Origin of the sequence: Lysobacter sp. CA196 (assembly GCF_052078695.1) — a bacterium.
Taxonomy (GTDB): Bacteria; Pseudomonadota; Gammaproteobacteria; order Xanthomonadales; family Xanthomonadaceae; genus Lysobacter.
Window position 1 is genome coordinate 509,031 of the sequence record NZ_JBQJIN010000001.1, and the last position, 20,563, is coordinate 529,593.

19 protein-coding genes and 1 pseudogene are annotated in these 20,563 nt (G+C 66.7%); 16 read left to right on the forward strand and 4 right to left on the reverse strand.

Features of this window, described 5'->3' with window-relative positions:
• Positions 1-52: 52 nt before the first annotated feature.
• The 4 genes and pseudogenes from ACTOWK_RS02055 to ACTOWK_RS02070 form a co-directional block, all read right to left on the reverse strand.
• Positions 53-1,432: a substrate-binding domain-containing protein gene (locus ACTOWK_RS02055; protein ID WP_441328530.1), complete on the reverse strand. Its 1,380-nt coding sequence runs from the start codon at positions 1,430-1,432 to the stop codon at positions 53-55.
• A gap of 1,248 nt (positions 1,433-2,680) precedes the next feature.
• A complete protein-coding gene (locus tag ACTOWK_RS02060) occupies positions 2,681-3,532 on the reverse strand; it encodes a sulfurtransferase (protein WP_441328531.1) in 852 nt (283 codons plus the stop codon).
• Positions 3,529-4,391, reverse strand: a pseudogene (locus ACTOWK_RS02065) (NUDIX hydrolase). Before ACTOWK_RS02065 ends, ACTOWK_RS02060 begins: the two are co-directional and overlap by 4 nt.
• 173 nt (positions 4,392-4,564) lie before the next feature.
• A complete protein-coding gene (locus ACTOWK_RS02070) occupies positions 4,565-5,251 on the reverse strand; it encodes an FKBP-type peptidyl-prolyl cis-trans isomerase N-terminal domain-containing protein (protein WP_441328532.1) in 687 nt (228 codons plus the stop codon).
• 237 nt (positions 5,252-5,488) lie between these two features.
• On the opposite strand from ACTOWK_RS02070, the gene ACTOWK_RS02075 reads away from it, so the two are divergent.
• The 16 genes from ACTOWK_RS02075 to rnt all read left to right on the forward strand — a co-directional run bounded on the left by ACTOWK_RS02075 (position 5,489) and on the right by rnt (position 20,424).
• Positions 5,489-6,271, forward strand: coding sequence for an enoyl-CoA hydratase/isomerase family protein (locus tag ACTOWK_RS02075; protein ID WP_441328533.1), 783 nt, complete (start codon positions 5,489-5,491; stop codon positions 6,269-6,271).
• Complete coding sequence (locus ACTOWK_RS02080; protein WP_441328534.1) at positions 6,268-6,732, forward strand: hypothetical protein; 465 nt, start codon at positions 6,268-6,270, stop codon at positions 6,730-6,732. The genes ACTOWK_RS02075 and ACTOWK_RS02080 overlap by 4 nt, the downstream gene beginning before the upstream one ends.
• A 257-nt stretch (positions 6,733-6,989) precedes the next feature.
• Positions 6,990-7,622, forward strand: a complete 633-nt coding sequence (gene nth, locus ACTOWK_RS02085; protein ID WP_441328661.1) for an endonuclease III — start codon at positions 6,990-6,992, stop codon at positions 7,620-7,622.
• 145 nt (positions 7,623-7,767) lie between these two features.
• Positions 7,768-9,042 carry an OprO/OprP family phosphate-selective porin gene (locus ACTOWK_RS02090; RefSeq protein ID WP_441328535.1) on the forward strand — a complete coding sequence of 425 codons (1,275 nt, stop codon included), beginning with the start codon at positions 7,768-7,770 and terminating at the stop codon, positions 9,040-9,042.
• A 168-nt stretch (positions 9,043-9,210) separates the two neighbouring features.
• Complete coding sequence (gene pstS, locus ACTOWK_RS02095; RefSeq protein ID WP_441328536.1) at positions 9,211-10,278, forward strand: phosphate ABC transporter substrate-binding protein PstS; 1,068 nt, start codon at positions 9,211-9,213, stop codon at positions 10,276-10,278.
• 431 nt (positions 10,279-10,709) lie between these two features.
• Positions 10,710-11,795: a phosphate ABC transporter substrate-binding protein PstS gene (gene pstS, locus ACTOWK_RS02100; RefSeq protein WP_441328537.1), complete on the forward strand. Its 1,086-nt coding sequence runs from the start codon at positions 10,710-10,712 to the stop codon at positions 11,793-11,795.
• Between the two features lie 274 nt (positions 11,796-12,069).
• Positions 12,070-13,041 (forward strand): phosphate ABC transporter permease subunit PstC, encoded by a 972-nt coding sequence (gene pstC, locus ACTOWK_RS02105; RefSeq protein ID WP_441328538.1) that lies wholly within the window; start codon positions 12,070-12,072, stop codon positions 13,039-13,041.
• A complete protein-coding gene (gene pstA / locus ACTOWK_RS02110) occupies positions 13,041-13,946 on the forward strand; it encodes a phosphate ABC transporter permease PstA (RefSeq protein ID WP_441328539.1) in 906 nt (301 codons plus the stop codon). Before pstC ends, pstA begins: the two co-directional genes overlap by 1 nt.
• Positions 13,947-13,980: 34 nt before the next feature.
• Entirely contained in the window at positions 13,981-14,796 is an 816-nt protein-coding gene (gene pstB, locus ACTOWK_RS02115) for a phosphate ABC transporter ATP-binding protein PstB (RefSeq protein WP_441328540.1), read from the forward strand.
• A gap of 114 nt (positions 14,797-14,910) precedes the next feature.
• Positions 14,911-15,621 (forward strand): phosphate signaling complex protein PhoU, encoded by a 711-nt coding sequence (phoU, locus tag ACTOWK_RS02120; protein WP_441328541.1) that lies wholly within the window; start codon positions 14,911-14,913, stop codon positions 15,619-15,621.
• 355 nt (positions 15,622-15,976) lie between these two features.
• Positions 15,977-16,492, forward strand: coding sequence for an RNA polymerase sigma factor (locus ACTOWK_RS02125; protein WP_441328542.1), 516 nt, complete (start codon positions 15,977-15,979; stop codon positions 16,490-16,492).
• A gap of 166 nt (positions 16,493-16,658) precedes the next feature.
• Positions 16,659-17,150, forward strand: a complete 492-nt coding sequence (locus ACTOWK_RS02130; RefSeq protein WP_441328543.1) for an HvfA family oxazolone/thioamide-modified RiPP metallophore — start codon at positions 16,659-16,661, stop codon at positions 17,148-17,150.
• 19 nt (positions 17,151-17,169) lie between these two features.
• Positions 17,170-18,051 carry an HvfB family MNIO-type RiPP peptide maturase gene (locus ACTOWK_RS02135; RefSeq protein WP_441328544.1) on the forward strand — a complete coding sequence of 294 codons (882 nt, stop codon included), beginning with the start codon at positions 17,170-17,172 and terminating at the stop codon, positions 18,049-18,051.
• A complete protein-coding gene (locus tag ACTOWK_RS02140; RefSeq protein WP_441328545.1) occupies positions 18,048-18,857 on the forward strand; it encodes an HvfC family RiPP maturation protein in 810 nt (269 codons plus the stop codon). The genes ACTOWK_RS02135 and ACTOWK_RS02140 overlap by 4 nt, the downstream gene beginning before the upstream one ends.
• Positions 18,858-18,902: 45 nt before the next feature.
• On the forward strand, positions 18,903-19,583 hold the full coding sequence (locus ACTOWK_RS02145; RefSeq protein WP_441328546.1) for an HvfX family Cu-binding RiPP maturation protein: 681 nt from the start codon (positions 18,903-18,905) through the stop codon (positions 19,581-19,583).
• A gap of 190 nt (positions 19,584-19,773) precedes the next feature.
• Positions 19,774-20,424, forward strand: coding sequence for a ribonuclease T (rnt, locus tag ACTOWK_RS02150; protein WP_441328547.1), 651 nt, complete (start codon positions 19,774-19,776; stop codon positions 20,422-20,424).
• Positions 20,425-20,563: the final 139 nt, after the last annotated feature.

Here is a 20,563-nt window from a genome sequence, read left to right on the forward strand (position 1 = left end):
GAAACCGCGACTCGTCACGCCGGGTGACGCCAATCAAGCGGCCGCTACGACATCACAACAACCATACCTCGACCCGCTCGTTGCGATAACGCGAACCGGCATCGCGCGCGATCGCCTTGCGCGCGCTGCCCGGCAGCGCAGCCGCCAGCGGCAAGGCCGTGCCCATGCCGCGGGCCTGTTCGACCCTGAGGCCGCGCGACATCAGCTCCTGCGCGACCAGGTCGGCGCGGTCGTTGCTCATCATCATCGCCGCCATCGTCGAACCGGCGCTGGCGTCGGCGAATCCGACCACCAGCAATCGCCGGCCGCGATTCGGCGGCAACGCCATGAAGCTGCGCAGGCGATCCAGATCGCGCACCGCTCGGCTGTCGAACACGTTCGCGGCGACGCCGCTTTCGCCGGGTCCGCCGAAGTTGAAGCGCAGGCTCAGCGGCAGACGCACCGCGCGACCGACCAATTCGCGATACTCCGCCGGGCCGGCCGAGACAGGCCGCTCGCGCCCCGGCACCAGGGTCACCGCGAGATGACCGCTGCGCGCGACCGCGCGCTGACCGGCGCGGGTCATCGCGTACAAGGCGAAGCTGCGGCTCAAGGCGCCCATCATCTGGCCGCCGTACAGATACAGGCGCCGGCTCAAGGGATAGTCCTCGCTCAGCACCTCGGTTCGGGTCGGCGCGATCGCGCGCCCGCCGTCTGCGATCGCCACGGGCTTGGTGCCGTCGCCGTAGTGCTCGCCGATCGGGATCAGGCCGATCGCCATGGGATCGGCCGCGACCGCCGCGATCAGTTCGCGAGCGCTGCGATGCTGCTGCGCTTCGCCGAACGTCGTACCGAGCATGACCCGCTCGTTCATCAGGTCGCGCACCGCACCAGCGCCGGAATCGAGATGCAGCCGCACCTCGCCCTGGCTGCCGCCGAACTCGCTCCATTGCCGCGACTGCCCGGAAAACAGCCGGCGCAACTGGGCGAAATCGAGGCGCACGACCGGATTGCGACGATTGACCACGACCGCGACACCGTCGAGCGCAACCACGAACTCCTGATCCTGCGAACCCAGATCGCCTAGCTGCCACCCGGCGTCGAGTTCGGCCGCATTCGGCCGCCGCGCCATCATCGCGATCTGTGCCTCGCCTTCGACGAGATCGGTGAACCCCTGCGCCGAATCGCTGCCGGCGATTTCGACGATCAACGGCTGGCCATCGCGGCTGGCGTGGATTTCGGTCAAGGCCGGGCGCGGACGAAGGGTGCGAATTCCCGAATAACCGATATCGCGCAACCAGGCCTCGGCCAAGCCAGGCACCAGCGCATGACCGAGCGTTTGAGAACCGTGAATACGGACGCGCTCGGCGTCCTGGGCATGAGCGGGAAACGCAATCGCAGATAACGATACGAACAAAAACAACACGAACGGCAACCCAACGGCACGCGGCATGGCGCGCACTCCCCCTGTACGAACTGCGCGCAGGATGGGCGCGACCTGTGACGCTGCGATTACGCGACGACAAGCACAGTAATGATGAAGTGGAATGAGCTTATTTCGTCAAGCTGCAACAAGCGCGGGGCAAGGCGGCCGCGAGTCGGTGAGGTGGCGGAATGTTCGCGATGCGCGGAGGCGATTGCGGATCGCAGTGCGGATGGCTTCGCGGTCGCGGCTCGCGCCGCTCCTACAGGGATGGATTCGCGGTGCTGCTTGTCGAGCAAGTGCAGAGCTTCCGTCCGCTGACGCGGCCGGATTACTTTCTTTTGCTGGCCCAAAAGAAAGCTAACCAAAGAAAAGAGCTCTCCTTGACGAAGCTCCCCTGCGAGTTCGATGCGCCCGCGGGGATTTTTCGATAGGACATCCTTGTCCTATCGGGGCATTCCATTTAGGAGCTGGGCGCACGTCCTGTGCGCCGCCCTTTGGGTCTACGGTTGCATCGTAGTTCGGTACTGCGCCAAGCTCTTCACGGCAAAGGCAAAGGCCGTGTTGCTCTTGGGTAGGAGCGGCGCAAGCCGCGACCGCGTCATGACGGTAACGACGCAGCGATCCCGAGGCTGCGTGGTCGCGACTTGCATCGCTCCTACAATGGCGGCGTCACACACGTGCCCCCTGTGTGGTCGGCGGCTCTTGCCGTGCGTCGATTTGATCTGGATCTGATCCCGCTCTTGCTTGAGCGACACGCCGCGAGACCACCACGACGCGGTCGCGGCTTGCGCCGCTCCTACCCCTAAGGCAGCCATTCTCCGTTGCTGTTGTTGTGCGCCGATTCGCACTAGCGAAAGCTAGAGAAGACCCGGAGGGCGGCGCGCAAGGATGCGCGCCGTTTTTCATCGGGACAGGGATGTCCCGTATGTAGAGCCCCGCGGATGCATCGATCGTGCGGGCCATTGACTCAAAGAAAAGCAACTTCTTTGGTTAGCTTTCTTTTGTTGCTTTAGACAAAAGAAAGTAACCCGCCGCTTTAGCAGCGGAAGCTTTATGCGTTTGATCTTGCTTGAGCGAGGCGCCGCAAGACCGTCGCATCGCGGTCGCGACTTGCGTCGCTCCTACCCCCGGCGAAACCGCGCCGCTCCGCTCGATGACATCAGCCTTGGTGTCCCTGCGCGTCCCGTGATCGCGGCTCACGGCGCTCCTACAGGAGAGCACCCACGACGGTTCGTGGCTTCGATTTATGGCAGCAACGACTGCGCATCCCTCGCCTCACTCGTCCCCGGTCGCCACCGGCCGCTGCGGATCCTCGATCCACCCGCTCCACGACCCGGTATACAGCGCCGCGCCGTCGAACCCGGCATGCGCCATCGCCAACAGATGATGGCAGGCGGTCACGCCGGAGCCGCACATCACCGCGGTCTGCGCAGGCGCATACCCTGCGAGCAAGGGCGCGAATTCGCTGGCTAGGGTTTCGCTCGACTTGAAGCGGCCATCGGCGAGGTTATTCGCATACGGGCGGTTGCGCGCGCCCGGCACATGGCCGGCGACGCGGTCGAGCGGTTCGACTTCGCCGCGGAAACGCTCGCCGGCGCGCGCATCGATCAGCAGGCCACCGGAATCGAGCAAGGAGCGCACGTCCTGCGCATCCAGCACGCGGCGCGCGTCGTAGCCGGCTTCGTAGCGGGTCGCTGCCGGCGTGGGCACGAGGTCGTCGCTCGGCAGGCCGAGCGCGGTCCAGCGCTGCCAACCGCCATCGAGCACAGCGACGCGTCGGTGGCCGAGCACGCGCAGCAGGAACCACAGGCGCGCCGCGGCCAGGGCGCCGTCGCCGTTGTCGTAGACCACGACCTGATGCTGCGGGGTGATGCCCCAGCGCCCGAGCGCGGCGGTGAAATCGTCGGCCTCGGGCCAGGGATGGCGGCCGCCGCCGGATTTGCGGTGATCCGACAAGTCGCGATCGAGGTGGGCATAGCGCGCGCCGGGCACATGCGCCTGGCGATAGGCGTCTTCGCCCGCGGCGGTGTCGTTGAGGCCGAAACGCGCGTCGACGACGATCAGATCGTCGCGGCCCAACGCCGCGGCGAGGTCCTCGGCCGATACCAGGGTGGTCCAATCGCTCATCGGGTCGTCTCCAATCGCTGCCGCAGGTTCAACAGCATCGAGGCGGTCGCGCCCCAGATGCGTTGGCTCGGATAACGGTATTCGAGCACGTGACGGGCGCGGCCCTTGTACTCGAGGGTGCGCGTGGTGAGGTTGTCGGGGTCGAGCAGGAAGACCAGCGGCACTTCGAACACGTCCGCGACTTCGTTCGGATCGGGCCGTGCGACATAGGCCGGGTCGATCACCGCGACCAGCGGCAGCACGCGAAAACCGGTGATCGTCACCAGCGGGTCGAGGAAACCGAGCGGCGCGATCAACGCGGCCGGTACGCCGATTTCCTCCTCGGTTTCGCGCAAAGCGGCCGCGACCGCGTCGGCATCGCCGGGCTCGATGCGGCCGCCGGGAAAGCTGACCTGGCCGCCGTGCTGGCGCAGGCCGTCGGTGCGGCGGGTAAGCAGCACCTGCACGCCCTCGGCGCGCGGCACCAGGCCGACCAGCACCGCGGCTTGCGCATGCGAGGCATCGTCGGGCAACAGCCCGGTCAGGTCGTCGAGGTTCCAGCCGTCGCTCTCGGGCGCGGCATCGAGCGGGTGCAGCGCCGCCAGCAGACGGGTGCGTTCGCGCGAATCGCCGTCGAGGAAGTCGGCGCCCACGAAGGCCGGCGTTGGCGCAGGCGTGGTCACCGCAGTTTCGACTCGCGCTGCGGCAGCACCACTTCCATCAGACGCAGGCGCTCATCGTCGTTCATCTGCGACCAACGGGCGATTTCGGCCGTGGTGCGGTGGCAGCCCGAGCACAGGCCGTCGTCGCCGAGTTGGCAGACACCGATGCACGGACTCAACACCGCGCGGAATGTCGTCATATCGTCCACCGAGGCCATGCCGCCATTGTGCCTGGCGGGGCGACCTCGTAAAGCCTGACCGATGCGATCGGCAGGTGGTGCGAAACATCAGGTACCGCGCATCGGATCGGTGAATCGCCGGATGCGCCGCCCTGCTCCAGAAACGACTTGCGCCGGGCTAGCCGGCGCAAGTCTGTGACGCGTTGCGGGTCTTACTTGACGCTGACCAGCTTGATTTCGAACTGCACGGCGACGTTCGGCGGGTACGGGGTACGCGGGTCGGCGCCGTAGGCCTTGTCGGCCGGCAGGGTCACTTCCCACTTCGAGCCGCTCGGCATCTGCAGCAGCACTTCGCGCATCGCCGCCATTTCGATTTCGCTGACCTTGATCGACGGAATCGAGTTGGCCGGACGCGCCTGCTCCGGACGCTGGCCCCACGGGAACGGACCGGCGACTTCCAGGGCGACGGTGCTGGCCTGGGTCGGCTTGGCGCCGGTACCGGTGTCGATGATGCGGTACTGCACGCCGCTCGGCAGCACCTTCACGCCGGCCTTGCCCTTGTTGCCGTTGATGAAGGTGTCGCTCTTGCCCTTGTTCTCGGCAGCGGCCTTGTCCCACTCGGCCTTGGCCTTGTCCTGCTGGCGCTTCTGCATGTTCTGCACGGCAGTGCGCAGCTGGTCGACCGGCACCGACGGCTGCTTCTTGGAATAGCCGTCCTGCAGACCCTTGACGATCGTGTTGACATCGACCTGCTCACCGCTTTCGACGGCATTGCGGCCGAGGTCGTAACCGAGCGCGTAGCTCAGCTTGCCCTTCTCGGAAGAAGTGTCCTGCGCGACGGCGTTGCCGGCGGTCAGTGCCAGGGCCGCAACGGCGGCAGCAATCAAACGCAACTTCATTCGGTGGAATCTCCGGTTATGGCACGGGGCGACTGCGTCGCCCCGATCGGCTAGGGGCATAGTCCAATCATGCCCCGATGTAGAAAGCCCTGGGTCGGTCGTAAGTGCCCGACGGGACGAGTTAGGATACCGGCGGCAGCGCTTAACCGCCACTGACGCTGCGGGCTGAGACCGCGACGCAGGGCCGGAGTTCCCTGCCTGCCGCCCCCCATCGCCCCGGAATCCTACGGCCATCACATGACCGAATCGCCCCTGCTGATCGCCGATCGCGGCGCCGTGCGCCAGATCACCGTCAACCGTCCCGACAAGCTGAACGCGCTCAATGCGGCGACCCTGGACGCCCTGCTGGCCGCCTTCGAGGCCGCCGCGGCCGATCCCGCCGTGCGCGCCGTGATCCTGACCGGCGCTGGCCCCAAGGCCTTCGTCGCCGGCGCCGACATCTCGGAAATGAACACCCTGACCCCGGTCCAGGGCCGCGATTTCTCCCAGCGCGGGCAGAAACTGATGCGCCGGATCGAGAAAATGCCCAAACCCGTGATCGGCATGATCAACGGCTTCGCCCTCGGCGGCGGCCTGGAACTGGCGATGGGCTGCCATCTGCGCATCGCCTCCGACAACGCCAAGATCGGCCAGCCCGAGATCAACCTCGGCCTGATCCCGGGCTTCGGCGGCACCCAGCGCCTGCTGCGCCTGGCCGGCCGCGCCGCCACCCTGGAGCTGTGCCTGGTCGGCACCCCGATCGACGCCGCGCGTGCGCGCGAGCTCGGCATCGTCAATCGGGTGGTGCCGGCGGCCGAACTCGAAGCCGAGACCTTCAAGCTGGCCGAACAGCTCGCCGCGGCCGCGCCGCTGGCGCTGCGCGGCGTGCTCGACTGCATCGCGGTCGGCGGCGAATGCGGGATCGAAGAAGGCCTGGAGTACGAAACCGCGCAGTTCGGCCTGATGTTCGCGACCGACGACATGCGCGAAGGCACCACCGCCTTCCTCGAACGGCGCAAGCCCGCTTTCGCCGGAACGTGAGCGAGCGCACGTCCGCGCTGTGCCGCTGCGGCTGCGCCGATGCGCGCGGCGCGGCGGCGCACGCGATCGTCGCGGCCCTGGCGCAGGACGACCTGGATGCCGCGATCGCGCTCGGCTTGTTGAACGCGAACTTCGACGACCGCGACATCGACGGCATCGTCTGTCGCCAGTGCACGGACGCCTGCATGCAAGCCTTGCGCAGCGCACGCGAGGCGCGCCTGCGCGCCCTGGCCGCGCGCGAGCGCTATCGCGCCCGCAACCAGCGCCTGCAGCGACGCGCCGACGAGCGCGCTGCGCGACGCGCGGCGACACCTGCGCCGACGAACTCGGCCGACACTTCGGCTGACAACACGATCGCCGACACCTCCTCCCCCACCACGCAGCGCCCGGCCCTGCCTTCGGCCGCCGCGGCCGCCCTGGCCCGCGCCAAGGCCAAGGCCGCGCAGCGCGGACCGACCTGAGACCGACCCTCCGCATGGCCAAGACCTCCCCGCCCGCCGCCAAGCCCGCCAGGAACGCCGCCCTCAAGACGCTCAAGAAAGCGACCAACAAGGTCGCCAAGAAGAGCGTCGCAAAACCTGCCGCGAAAATCCCGGCCAAGCGCGCCGTGACCAAGTCGGCAACGACCAAGCCCGCCACGGTCAAGCCCGTCGCAAAAAAGACCGCGAAACCGGCCGGCAAACGCGTCGTCCGTCTCGGCCCGGCCGAGATCGAGGAGATGTTCTCGCGCCTGCAGGCCTTGAACCCGAAGCCGACCACCGAACTCGAATACAGCACGCCGTTCGAATTGCTGGTCGCGGTAGTGCTGTCGGCGCAGGCCACCGACGTCGGCGTCAACAAGGCCATGCGTAAATTGTTCCCGGTCGCCAACACCCCGCAGGCGATCGCCGCACTCGGCGTCGACGGGCTCAAGCCCTACATCGCCACCATCGGCCTGTTCAACACCAAGGCGGCGAACGTGATCGCCTTGTCGCAGCAGCTGATCGAACGGCACGGCGGCGAAGTGCCGCACGACCGCGCCGCGCTCGAAGCCCTGCCCGGGGTCGGCCGCAAGACCGCCAACGTCGTACTCAACACTGCCTTCGGCGAACCGACCATGGCGGTGGACACCCATATCTTCCGCGTCTCCACCCGCACCGGCCTGGCGCCGGGCAAGGACGTGCGCGCGGTCGAGGACGGCCTGCTCAAGGCGGTGCCCGCGCACTACCTTCACGACGCGCATCACTGGTTGATCCTGCACGGACGTTACGTTTGCAAGGCACGCAAGCCCGATTGCCCGCATTGCGCGATCCGTGATCTGTGCCGCTTCACGGACAAAACGCCGGGCGAACCCGAGCCCGTAGCGGCTTGATTCCAAACGGAAACCTCATCGGCGCGCGGCGCTTGCGCGAGCGTCATCGCAACGTCATGCCTGCGAAATAAGTCAGATCTGTCACATTTACGCAACTTTCACACTCTAGCCTGCGCGCCATCACTCCACGCCTCAGGGCTAGACCATGAAACTCTCCCGCAACACCCTTGCCGTCGCGTTGTTCGCCGCTCTCGCAGCGCCCGCCGCGCACGCCGAAATCGCACTCGACGTCATCGGCGACTCGGAAGTCACCTTCGAAGGTCTGCTGCAGGCGGATTACAACGATTTCAACAGCGACGTCCTCAACCTCAACGCCGACCTGCCGGACGGCAAGGACAACGACAACGAGCTGCGCCGCGCCGAGCTCGTGCTCAAGGGCAAGGGCCCGGGCAACATCGAGTGGGTCGCCGGCTACGACGCCAAGGCCGACAAGTTCCTCGACGTCAACCTGAAGTACAAGCTCGGCGGCAACGCCAACCACTTCATCCAGGTCGGCCAGTACAAGCAGCCGAACAGCCTGGAAGAGCTGTCCTCGACCAAGAACAACGACTTCATCTCCAAGGCGATGGTGACCAACACCTTCGGCGTGGCGCGCCGCCTCGGCGCCGCCTACAGCTACGGCACCAACGACTGGAGCCTGACCGCGAGCTACTTCGGCCGCGAGCTGACCCGTAACCTCGCCCACGGCTCGGGCTACGGTCTGCGCGGCACCTTCGCCCCGATCAACGAGAAGGGCAACATCCTGCACCTCGGCCTGTCCTACGTCGACCTCGACACCGACGCCGACACCGTGCGCATCCGCACCCGTCCGCAGGTCGATCTCGCCGCCGGCCGCTTGGTCGACACCGGCAACCTGCTCAACGTCGACCGCCAGAACACCATCGGCGCCGAAGCGATGTGGGTGCACGGCCCGGTCAAGGTCCAGGCCGAGTACATGCGTTCGGAATTCGACCGCTACGCCACCCGCTCCATCGCCCAGCCGGGCAAGAAGTTCAGCGGCGACAGCTTCTACGTCAGCGGCGTGTGGAACATCACCGGCGAGACCTGGGGCTACAAGGCCGGCGTGCCGACCACCCCGCTGCCCGACGAACCCGCCAGCGGCATGTGGCAGGTCGGCGTGCGCTACGACAAGATCGACCTCAACGACGGTTCGGTGCGCCCGGGCGCGACCCCGACCGCCGCTCCGATCGTCGACGGCGTGCTCGGCGGCGAAATGGACGCCTGGACGGTCGGCGTGAACTGGTACTGGCGCTCGAACTTCAAGTTCATGCTCGACTACTCGATCGTCGATAGCTCGCGCTACATCGGCAAGACCAGCGCCACCTACTCGCAGACCGCGGCCTACAACAACCGCACCTTCAACCGCGTGGTCGACGACAGCCCGAACGTGATCTCGGCGCGCGTGCAGTTCTACTGGTAAGCCGCGGCTTACCCCTCGATCGGACATCTCTCCCCCTCGATCGGCAACGATCGTTACGGGCGCGGCCTAGGCCGCGCCCTTCTTTTGCGCGCACCGCGCGTCGGAAAGAAAGGGATGTCACGTCTCTGTCATGTTTCCGCCTCGCGACTGTCATCGAACCGTTATGAAATGCGCCGCAACGGATCTGTGCCAGCCGTCTGCCTTCAGGAGCTCACCGTGTTCAAGTCTCTGTCCTTCCGCCTGACCGCACTCGCCTTCGCGACCGCGTTCGCCGTCAACGCCCAGGCCGCCGACGTCACCGGCGCGGGCGCGTCGTTCGTGTATCCCGTGATGTCGAAGTGGTCGGCCGACTACGCCAAGTCGACCAGCAAGAAAGTGAACTATCAGTCGATCGGCTCCGGCGGCGGCATCGCCCAGATCAAGGCCGCGACGGTCGACTTCGGTTCTTCCGACGCCCCGCTCAAGCCCGAAGAGCTCGCCAAGTTCGGCCTGGCCCAGTTCCCGTCGGTGATCGGCGGCGTGGTGCCGGTGATCAACGTGCCGGGCGTGGCCTCGGGTGCGATGAAGCTCGACGGCGAAACCCTCGCCGGCATTTTCCTCGGCAAGATCAGCATGTGGAACGACCCGGCGATCGTCGCCCTGAACGGCGGCCTGAAGCTGCCGGCGAAGAAGATCACCGTCGTCCACCGCTCGGACGGTTCGGGCACCACCTTCAACTTCGTCAACTACCTGTCCAAGGTCAGCGGCGACTGGAAGAGCTCGGTCGGCGAAGGCACTGCGGTCAAGTGGCCGACCGGCATCGGCGGCAAGGGCAACGAAGGCGTGGCCGCTTACGTCAAGCAGATCCAGGGCGGCATCGGCTATGTCGAGCTGTCGTACGCGCTGCAGAACAAGATGGCGTATTCGCGCCTGAAGAACGCCGACGGCAACTTCGTGCTGCCGACCGACGAGACCTTCTCGGCCGCCGCCGCCAGCGCCAACTGGGCCGACGCCAAGGACTTCTACCTGGTCATGACCAACGCGCCGGGCGAGAACTCCTGGCCGATCACCGCGACCAACTTCATCCTGATGTACAAGCAGCCCAAGAACGCCGCCGGCGCCAAGAACGCCAAGGAATTCTTCCGCTGGGTTTACGCCAACGGCGACCAGCAGGCCAAGACGCTCGACTACGTGCCGCTACCGGACGCGCTGGTCAAGCAGATCGAAACCTACTGGACGGCGAACATGAACTACTGATCCGACCGATCGTCGGATCCGGGGGGATCCTTCAGATTGGGAAGATCGGACACGACGGGCCTTCGGGCCCGTTTTGTTTTTTCGGGACTCGGGACTCGGGACTCGGGATTCGGGGTTTGGGAGACTTCAGTGCCCTGCCTGGATGAAGCCCTGGGTTCCCGCCCTCGCGGAAACGACGGCAGGACCGCCCACTCCACTCCGGCCCAGCGCCTCAAACAGCCTGTGCCGCAGTCGCCGTGAAAACCGTGCCTGGGGCCGTTTGTGACCGCCAAACAGCAGCTCCAGCCCCTCAAAGCGCGACTTTCAACACCCCTCCCGTCCTTTCGCTACAGATTCATTACGAATCCATGTCATAGCCGTGTAACAAAAAGATCATCAAATGGCGCCATCCGAGCCGGCGCCCTCGCCGGCCTTCTTTCATGGAGTAGCGCATGAAATCGTCGCCGGCCCGCATCGCCGTCCTGTCACTCGCCATTACCCTGGCCGCCGCCGCGTGTTCGGGCAGCCAGACGCCGGCCCCGGCCGCCGACGGCAAGACCGAGGCCGCCGCGCCCGCGGGCGACCAGGTCGCCGCGCAGATCACCGGCGCCGGCGCGACCTTCATCTTCCCGCTGCTGTCGAAGTGGTCGGACGACTACCACAAGGCCACCGGCGCCAAGGTCAACTACCAGTCGATCGGTTCCGGCGGCGGCATCGCCCAGATCAAGGCCGGCACGGTCGATTTCGGCTCCTCCGACAAGCCGCTGCCGAGCGAAGAGCTCGCCGCCGCCGGCCTCGGCCAGTTCCCCTCGGCGATCGGCGGCGTGGTGCCGGTGGTCAACGTGGAGGGCATCGACGCCGGCAAGCTGCGCCTGACCGGCCCGCTGCTGGCCGACATCTTCCTCGGCAACGTCGGCAAGTGGAACGACGCCGCGATCGCCGCGGTCAACCCGGGCGTCGCCCTGCCCGACCTGAAGATCAACATCGTCCACCGCTCCGACGGCTCGGGCACCACTTTCAACTTCTCCAACTACCTGTCCAAGGTCAGCCCGACCTGGAAGAGCAAGGTCGGCGAAGGCACCTCGGTGCAGTGGCCGGGCGGCGTCGGCGGCAAGGGCAACGAAGGCGTGGCCTCGTACGTGAAGCAGATCAAGGGTTCGATCGGCTACGTCGAGCTGGCCTATGCGCTGCAGAACAAGATGGCGCACACGCAGTTGCAGAACGCCGCCGGCAACTTCGTGCAGCCGAGCGCCGAGGCCTTCCAGGCCGCGGCCTCGACCGCCGACTGGGCCAGCGCGAAAGACTTCAACCTGGTCATCACCAATGCCAGCGGCGCGCAGTCCTGGCCGATCACCGCGACCAATTTCATCCTGATGTACAAGCAGCCCAAGGACGCCAAGCGCAGCGCCGACACCCGCGCCTTCTTCAAGTGGGCCTTCGAGAACGGCCAGACGCAGGCGCAGGGCTTGGACTACGTGCCGCTGCCGCCGGAACTGGTCAAGCAGATCGAAGCCTACTGGGCCGCCGAGTTCAAGTGACGAATCGGCCCGTGCGCGCAAGCGCGCGGCTTTGCCGATTCGCCATCTCCGCGCAGGCGGAGATCTAGAGACCTCAAACGTTCTCGCACGAAAGTCCCGTGGATCCCCGCCTACGCGGGGATGACGAGTAAGAAAGGTTTTAGCAACCCGCCGCTGAAACCCACTTCATCGACAACTCAGTAGCACCCGCACCACGCCCGACCAGCACCCCGCATCCGCCACAGCCCCGCACGCTCCCGATGCATCGCACTGCCACGACGGACCTCCCTTCGCAATGAACGCGACCGCCCTACCCGCTCGATCCGGTATTTCCAGCCGCGATAGCAAAGATGCGCGCAACGACCGTCTGTTTCGTTATGTGCTCACCGCCACCGTCGTCTTCGTCCTGTTCGCTCTCGCCAGCGCCGCCTTGTCGATGCTCTGGGGCGGACGCGACGTATTGGCCAAGGAAGGTCTCGATTTCTTCATCACCGCCGAATGGAACCCGGTCGAGGACCAGTACGGCGCGCTCGTTCCGATCTACGGCACCATCGTCACCGCGCTGATCGCGATGGCGATCGCGGTGCCGGTCAGCTTCGGCATCGCCTTCTTCCTGACCGAAGTGGCGCCGCGCTGGGCGCGCGGCCCGATCGGCACCGCGATCGAACTGCTCGCCGGCATTCCCTCGATCATCTACGGCATGTGGGGCTTGTTCGTGCTGGTGCCGGTGATGACCGAACACGTCACGCCCTGGCTCAACGACAACGTCGGCACCTGGCCGGTGATCGGCAAGCTGTTCCAGGGCCCGCCGCTCGGCATCGGCATGCTAACCGCCGGCATCGTCCTGGCGATCATGGTGATCCCGTTCATTTCCTCGGTGATGCGCGAAGTGTTTCTGACCGTGCCGACCCGACTCAAGGAATCGGCCTACGCGCTGGGCTCGACCAAGTGGGAAGTCAGCTGGGACATCGTCCTGCCGTATACCCGCTCGGCGGTGATCGGCGGCGTGTTCCTCGGTCTCGGCCGCGCCCTCGGCGAAACCATGGCGGTCGCCTTCGTGATCGGCAACTCGGTCAACTTCTCGGCCTCGCTGCTCGAACCGGGCACGACCATCGCCGCACTGATCGCCAACGACTTCGGCGAAGCCACCGAGACCTATCGCTCGGCGCTGCTGCTGCTCGGCTTCGTGCTGTTCATCGTGACCTTCTTCGTGCTGGCCGCGGCGCGGCTGATGCTGATGCAACTCTCGCGCAAGGAGGGCAACTGATGAACGCGACTCCGACTACCTTCGACGCCGACCTGCAACGCCGCCACCGCGTCGCCGATTCGCTGTACGGCCGTCGCCGCGTGTTCAACGCGATCGCGGTGCTGATGGCCTGCGCGGCCGCCGCGTTCGGCCTGTTCTTCCTCGGCTGGATTCTCTACACCCTGCTCTCCAAAGGCCTGGGCGGCATCAACGTCGCGCTGTTCACCCAGAACACGCCGCCGCCGATGCAGGAAGGCGGCCTGCTCAACGCCTTCTTCGGCAGCGCGGTGATGTGCCTGATCGCGATCGTGCTGGGTACCCCGCTCGGCATCGCCGCCGGCACCTGGCTGGCCGAGTACGGCGCCGGCCGCAAGATCGGCACCATCGTGCGCTTCGTCAACGACATCCTGTTGTCGGCGCCGTCGATCGTGCTCGGCCTGTTCGTCTACACCCTGGTGGTCATGCAGAGCGGCGGCAATTTCTCGGCCTTGGCCGGTGCGATCTCGCTGGCCTTCATCGTGCTGCCGGTGGTGGTGCGCACCACCGACGAAATGCTGCGCCTGGTGCCTTCGCAGATGCGCGAGGCCGCGCTGTCGCTCGGCGTGCCGCAGTGGAAGGTGATCGTGCAGGTGCTGTACCGCAGCGCCTCGGCCGGCATCGTCACCGGCGTGCTGCTCGCCCTGGCGCGCATTTCCGGCGAAACCGCGCCGCTGCTGTTCACCGCCTTCGGCAACCAATACTGGAGCCACAACGTGCTGCAGCCGATGGCCAGCGTGCCGGTGGTGATGAACCAGTTCGCCGGCAGCCCTTACGAAACCTGGCAGACCCTCGCCTGGGCCGGCGCCTTGGTGCTTACCTTCTTCGTCCTGGTCGTCAGCCTGCTCGCCCGCGCCCTCGTGTTGCGCAATCGGATCTCCAATGACTGATCTTTCGAACCAACCCGTTGCCCGGACCCCGGCCATGAACGATGCACGCCTTTCCGTCGCCACCCCGGACCGCGCCGCGGCCGTGGTCGGCGCTTCGCCGGTCAAGCTCGCCGCCCGCGGCCTGGACTTCTACTACGACAAGTTCCACGCACTGAAGTCGATCGGCCTGGAGATCCCCGAGAAGCAGGTCACCGCGCTGATCGGCCCCTCCGGTTGCGGCAAGTCGACCCTGCTGCGCATCTTCAACCGCATCTATGCGCTGTATCCGAAGCTGGAAGCGCGCGGCGAAGTGCTGCTCGACGGCGACAACATCCTCGACCCGAAGTACCCGATGAACCGCCTGCGCAGCAAGGTCGGCATGGTGTTCCAGAAACCGGTGCCGTTCCCGATGACGATCTTCGAGAACGTGGCCTACGGCATCCGCCACCACGAGAAATTGTCGAAGCCGGAAATGAACGATCGCGTCGAGCAGGCCCTGCGCCAGGGCGCGCTGTGGGACGAGGTCAAGGACAAACTGGGCCAGAGTGCGCTGGGCCTGTCCGGCGGCCAGCAGCAGCGCCTGTGCATCGCCCGCGCGGTGGCGTTGAAGCCGTCGGTGCTGCTGCTCGACGAGCCGACCTCGGCGCTGGACCCGATCTCGACCAGCCGCATCGAGCAGTTGGTCGAAGAGCTGAAGAAGGACTACACGATCGCGATCGTGACCCACAACATGCAGCAGGCCGCGCGCGTCTCGGATTTCACCGCCTTCATGTACCTGGGCGACCTGATCGAGCACGGCCCGACCGAACAGATTTTCTCCAAGCCGACGAAGCAGCAGACCGAGGATTACATCACCGGTAGGTTTGGCTGACCCGAACGGGACTCGGGATTCGGGATTCGGCAGAGCCACAGCTGCCAAGTCCTGCCCTCCGGCCGAGTCCCGAGTCCCGAGCTTCCGAGTCCCGAAAACTTCCGAGTCCCGAACATGAGCAACCAAATGCACGACCATATCGTCAAGAGCTACGACGACGAGCAGCGCCGCTTGCTCGACGAAACCCTGCGCATGGGCGAGATGGCCGCGTCCCAGCTCGAAGCCGCGCTCGACGTGGTCCAACGCCGCGACGACAAGGCCGCCGAGCGCATCATCGCCAACGACGAGGCGATCGACGCGCTCGAACAGGAGATCAGCCACGACGTCATGAAGCTGGCCCTGCGCGGGCCGATGGCGCGCGACCTGCGCGAGATTCTGGCCGCGATCCGCATCGCCTCGGACATCGAGCGCGTCGGCGACTACGCCGCCAACGTCGCCAAGCGTTCGACCGCGCTGAACCTGTCGCCGCCGTTGCCGCACGTGGCCGGCCTGCATGCGCTCGGCACCCTCGCGGTCAAGCAACTGCGCGATGTGTTGTCGGCCTATCGCGACAACGACATCGAACTGGCGCAGAGCGTGCGCGCCCGCGACGCCGAGGTCGACACCGCCTACACCGGCCTGTTCCGCGAACTGCTGACCTACATGATGGAAGACGCGCGCAGCATCACCGCCTGCACCCATCTGCTGTTCATGGCCAAGAACATCGAGCGCATCGGCGACCACGCCACCAACATCGCCGAGAACGTCTGGTTCCTGGTCAAGGGCGAAGAGCAGTTGCCGCCGCGCGAGAAGCGCGACGACACCAACACCACCGGCGCGGTCTGACCCTGCCCACTCCGCCCCGGCGAAGACCGGGGCGGATTCGCGCGACCGCGTCGCGCTGCGTCGCAACAAAATCGCCCGACCGAATCGGCCGAGTCGGCCGCATTCGGCCGATGAGCGGGCCCCCTGCTCGGGCCGGGACCGCCTCGACCTCGCCGCCGGCTAGGCCGGCACCGGTTCTCGACCCAGGCCACGGCGCCGTGCAAACGGTTACAGCGGCTCCAGGCTGAATCCGCTGTAAACGAATCCGCCAATCCGGTCGCAAACGCGAACCGATCGCCCCGCTTCCAAACTCTTGGTACATGCCCGCAGCGCCGTGCTGCGGTGTATTTTGCGTACCTCGGAGGGAGACCCGGGCATGATCTTGCTGATGGCGAACGGGGATTTGGCGGCCGCCCGCTCGGGCGACCGCGCCGCGCTGGAGCGCGTGCTGACGCATTCGCGTCAGGATCTGCGTCGTTACGCGGAATACCACTGCGTCATCAACGACGTCGAAGACGCGGTCCAGGAAAGCCTGATCACGGTCTCGCGCAAATTGCGCGACCTGCGCGTGCTCGAATGCTTCGTCTCGTGGACCTTCCGCATCGTCAAGCGCGAGTGCAACCGGCTCAAGCGCTGCCGGCGTATGCTCGGCGGCGACGCCATCACCGATGAAATCATGCCGGTGGTCACTCCCGAGCCCTGCGAATGGCGCCACGATGTCGCCGCAGCGCTCGAATCGCTGCCCGCGCACTACCGCGAAGTCGTCCTGTTGCGCGACCTGGAGGGCCTGACCATCGCCGAGATCGGCGATCAACTCGGGCTCAGCCGCGAAGCGGTGAAATCGCGTCTGCACCGGGCCCGCCTCCTCGCCCGCGAATATCTCAATCCGTGATGCATCCCGACTTCGCTTTCGCCCTTATCGCGACCCAACCCCCGCTTCGGATTCGTTAGCGCTCACTTCGATACCGTTGCACACCGCATCCAGACGGAACCCGGCACACTGGGCCGTTCATCCCGACGGCGGGCTTCCCGCCGTCATCGCCACGTAGGAGTCATCCATGTCCAAGCAAATCAAGAAGCCCATCGCCCTCGCCCTCGGCGCCACCCTGCTCGGCGGCCTGAGCCTGTCGGCTTCCGCGTTCGCCATGAGCGACCTGTCGCAGGGCTATCTGCTCGGCGCCCAGCAGGCTCCGCCGGCCGCCGAGAAGGCCGCCGACGCCAAGGCCGCCGCCGACACCACGAAGCATGCCGAAGGCACCTGCGGCGCCGACAAGAAGGCGAAGGAAGGCAGCTGCGGCGGCGACAAGAAGCACGCCGAAGGCAAATGCGGCGAAGGCAAGTGCGGCGCCGACAAGAAGAAGGCCGGCGAAGGCAAGTGCGGTGAAGGCAAGTGCGGCGGCGACAAGAAGGCCGCTGAAGGCAAGTGCGGCGAAGGCAAGTGCGGTGGCGACAAGAAGGCCGACGCCAAGCCGACCGGCGCCAAGGCCGCTCCGGCCAAGAAGGCGGCCGAAGGCAAGTGCGGCGAAGGCAAGTGCGGCGGCTCGGTCTGATCGCAACCGGCCGACGACGATGAACCACCCGCATCCCCTGAAACCGGATGCCGTCGGCCTCGGCCTGCGGCGGGCCCTGTTGGGCCCGCTGCAGTCCGCCGCGGCCGGGGACTTCGACTTCCTCGAATGCGCGCCGGAAAACTGGATCGGCATCGGCGGCCGCTATGGCGAAGCCTTGCGCGATCTGGCTTCGCGCCATCCGCTGGTCTGCCATGGCCTGTCGCTGTCGCTGGGCGGCACCGAGCCGCTCGACGAAACCTTCCTGACCCGGGTCCGCCGTTTTCTCGACGAACACCGCGTCGCTTGTTATAGCGAGCACCTGAGCTATTGCAGCGACGACGGCCATCTCTACGACTTGTTGCCGATTCCGTTCACCGAGGAAGCCGTGCACCACGTCGCCGCACGCATCCGCCGCACCCAGGACATCGTCGGCCGCCGCATCGCGGTCGAGAACGCCTCCTACTACGCAGCGCCCCACCAGGAAATGAGCGAGATCGAGTTCACCCGCGCGGTGCTCGCCGAAGCCGATTGCGAACTGCTGCTCGACGTCAACAACATCTACGTCAATTCGATCAACCACCGCTACGACGCGCGCGAATTCCTCGCCGCGATGCCGGGCGAACGCATCGCCTACCTGCACGTGGCCGGCCATTACGACGAGGCCGAAGACCTCAAGGTCGACACCCACGGCGCCCCGGTCAAGCACGAGGTCTGGTCGCTGCTCGGCGACGCCTACCGCCTGTTCGGCGCGCGCCCGACCCTGCTCGAACGCGACTTCAATTTCCCGCCGTACGAAGAACTCGTCGGCGAACTCGACACCGTCCGCCAGGTATTGCGCGAGGCCGCGCCGCAAACCGCGAGCGGCGATGCGCGCCGGGTGCGCGCCCGAGCGACACGATGAACGACAGCCACAGCACGAGCGGCGCCCCTTCGCGCCTGCGCGCGCAGCAGTTCGAGCTGACCCGGCACCTGCGCGATCCGCAGGCCAGCCCGGCGCCCGCGGGCATCGAAGACCGGCGCCTGGGGATCTATCGCGACCTGTTGTTCAACAATATCGAAGGCCTGCTGGCCAGCAACTTCCCGGTCATCCGCAAGCTGCTCGGCGAGCAGGCCTGGAACGCGCTGGTGCGCGATTTCTACCGCGACCATCGCTGCCACACCCCGTTGTTCGCCGAGATCGCCCGCGAGTTCCTGCGCTACCTGCCCGAACGCGCCAACTGCGACCCGCCGTTCCTGGCGGAGCTGGCGCATTACGAGTGGGTCGAACTCGCGCTGCAACTCAGCGAAGCGCAGGCGCCGCAGGACGACCCCGGCATCGGCGACGCCAATCTGCTCGAACACGCACCGCAGTTGTCGCCGCTGGCCTGGCCGCTGGCCTATGCCTGGCCGGTGCATCGCCTCGGCCCCGAGCACCAGCCCGAGCAGCCGCCGCCGGCCCCGACCCTGTTGCTGCTGCGCCGCGAGGCCGACGGCGAGGTGCGCTTCTCCGAGTTGAGCCCGCTCGCCTTCCGCCTGATCGAACGCATCGGCGAAGCGCCCGAACTTCGCGCACGCGACCAACTGCTGGCGCTGGCGCAGGAAGCCGGCAGCGACGACCTTGCCGCCTTCATCGAGCTCGGCCACGGCCTGCTGCGGCAGATGCGCGCCAGCGGTGTGATCTTTTTTTCCGCTGCGGCGAATCCTTCCGCCTGTGCGCTGCCTCTTTAGTGGAAAGCGCCGGCAACCCGGCGCACGTCCTCACTGGAGCAGTTCATGGCACATCCCCTCATCGCATCCTGCCACGCCCTGCGCGACCGTCTCACCGGAGTCGGCGCCTGGCTCTCGCCGCTCGGCCTGCGCCTGGTATTGGCCTGGGAGTTCTACGAGTCCGGGCGCGAAAAACTGCACGGCGAAAACTGGTTCGGCGGGGTCATGTCGAACTTCCCGTTTCCGTTCGACCGCGTCCCCGCGGACCTGAGCTGGGGCATGGCGACCTGGTTCGAACTGCTCGGCGGCCTGGCCCTGTTGATCGGCCTGGGCACGCGCCTGGTCGCCGCCTCGCTGTTCGTCCTGACCGTGGTCGCCATCGCCGCCGTGCACTGGCCGCAGGACTGGATGGGCCTGTCCCAGCTCGTCCAGGGCTATGCCATCACCGATAACGGCGCCGGCAACTACAAACTGCCGCTGCTGTTCCTGGTGATGCTGTGGCCGCTGATTCTCGGCGGCGCCGGCCGCCTCAGCGTCGATGCCCTGCTCGCCCGCGCGGCCGCCGTATGCGCGCCGATGCCGCGCGACGACCTGACCGGCTGGGGCCTGGTCCTGCTGCCGGTCGGTGGGGTCGTGGCGATGCTGCTGCCGGCACCGGGCCTGGCCCTGGCCGGGCTCGGTGCGGCGTTGCTGTTGTCCGCTGCCGCGTTCCGGCATCGCCGTATCCAGTCCCCCGCAACCGCTTGAGAGGCCTGCAAAGGGGTAGGAGCGGCGCGAGCCGCGACCACGACACCGAAACAACGACGCCACCGGGATTCGAGGTCCTGGCTGGTAACCGCAGGAGTCCCTGTGAATGTCGCTCCTACTCTTGCAAGCAAATCCAGGTCTCCGCGCCCTGCGGAACGACCGATTCGCGACAACCTGCTAGGCTTTCGCGATGATCGAAACCGGCCCCACTCCGTCCACGCCCCCCGCGGCTCCCACCCTCGCCAACCGTTTCCGCGGCTACCTGCCGGTCGTGGTCGACGTCGAAACCGGCGGCTTCGATTGGAACAGGCACGCCCTGCTCGAAATCGCGGTGCAGCCGCTCGAACTCGACGCCGACGGCCGCCTGGTCCCGGGCCCGATGAGCAGTGCCCACGTGGTGCCCGCGCCCGGCACCTTGATCGACCCCAAGTCGCTCGAAGTGACCGGCATCGACATCGACCACCCGTTCCGCGACGCCAAGCCCGAGCGCCAGGCCCTGGAAAGCGTGTTCGCGCCGGTGCGCGAAGCGCTCAAGCGCCAAGGCTGCCAACGCGCGATCCTGGTCGGCCACAACGCCCACTTCGATCTCAACTTCCTCAACGCCGCGGTCGCCCGCAGCGGCCACAAGCGCAATCCCTTCCATCCCTTCAGCGTGTTCGACACCGTCACTCTCGCCGGCGTCGCCTACGGCCAGACCGTGCTCGCACGCGCGCTGCAAGCCGCCGAGCTGGAATGGAACGCACTGGACGCGCATTCGGCCGTCTACGACACCGAACGCACCGCGCAACTGTTCTGCAAGATCGTCAACGCCTGGCCGCAACGCGGCATCGGCACGCCCTAGCGGTTCGGCTGCGGACCGCTGCGCATCGACAAGGAGTCGGCTCGTGCGCGCATCGCCCGACAATTCATCTGCCTGCGCCTGGCGGCTCGCCGGCGCCGGCCTGCTGGCGGTCGAACGGTAGGGGCTAACGAGCCAGTAC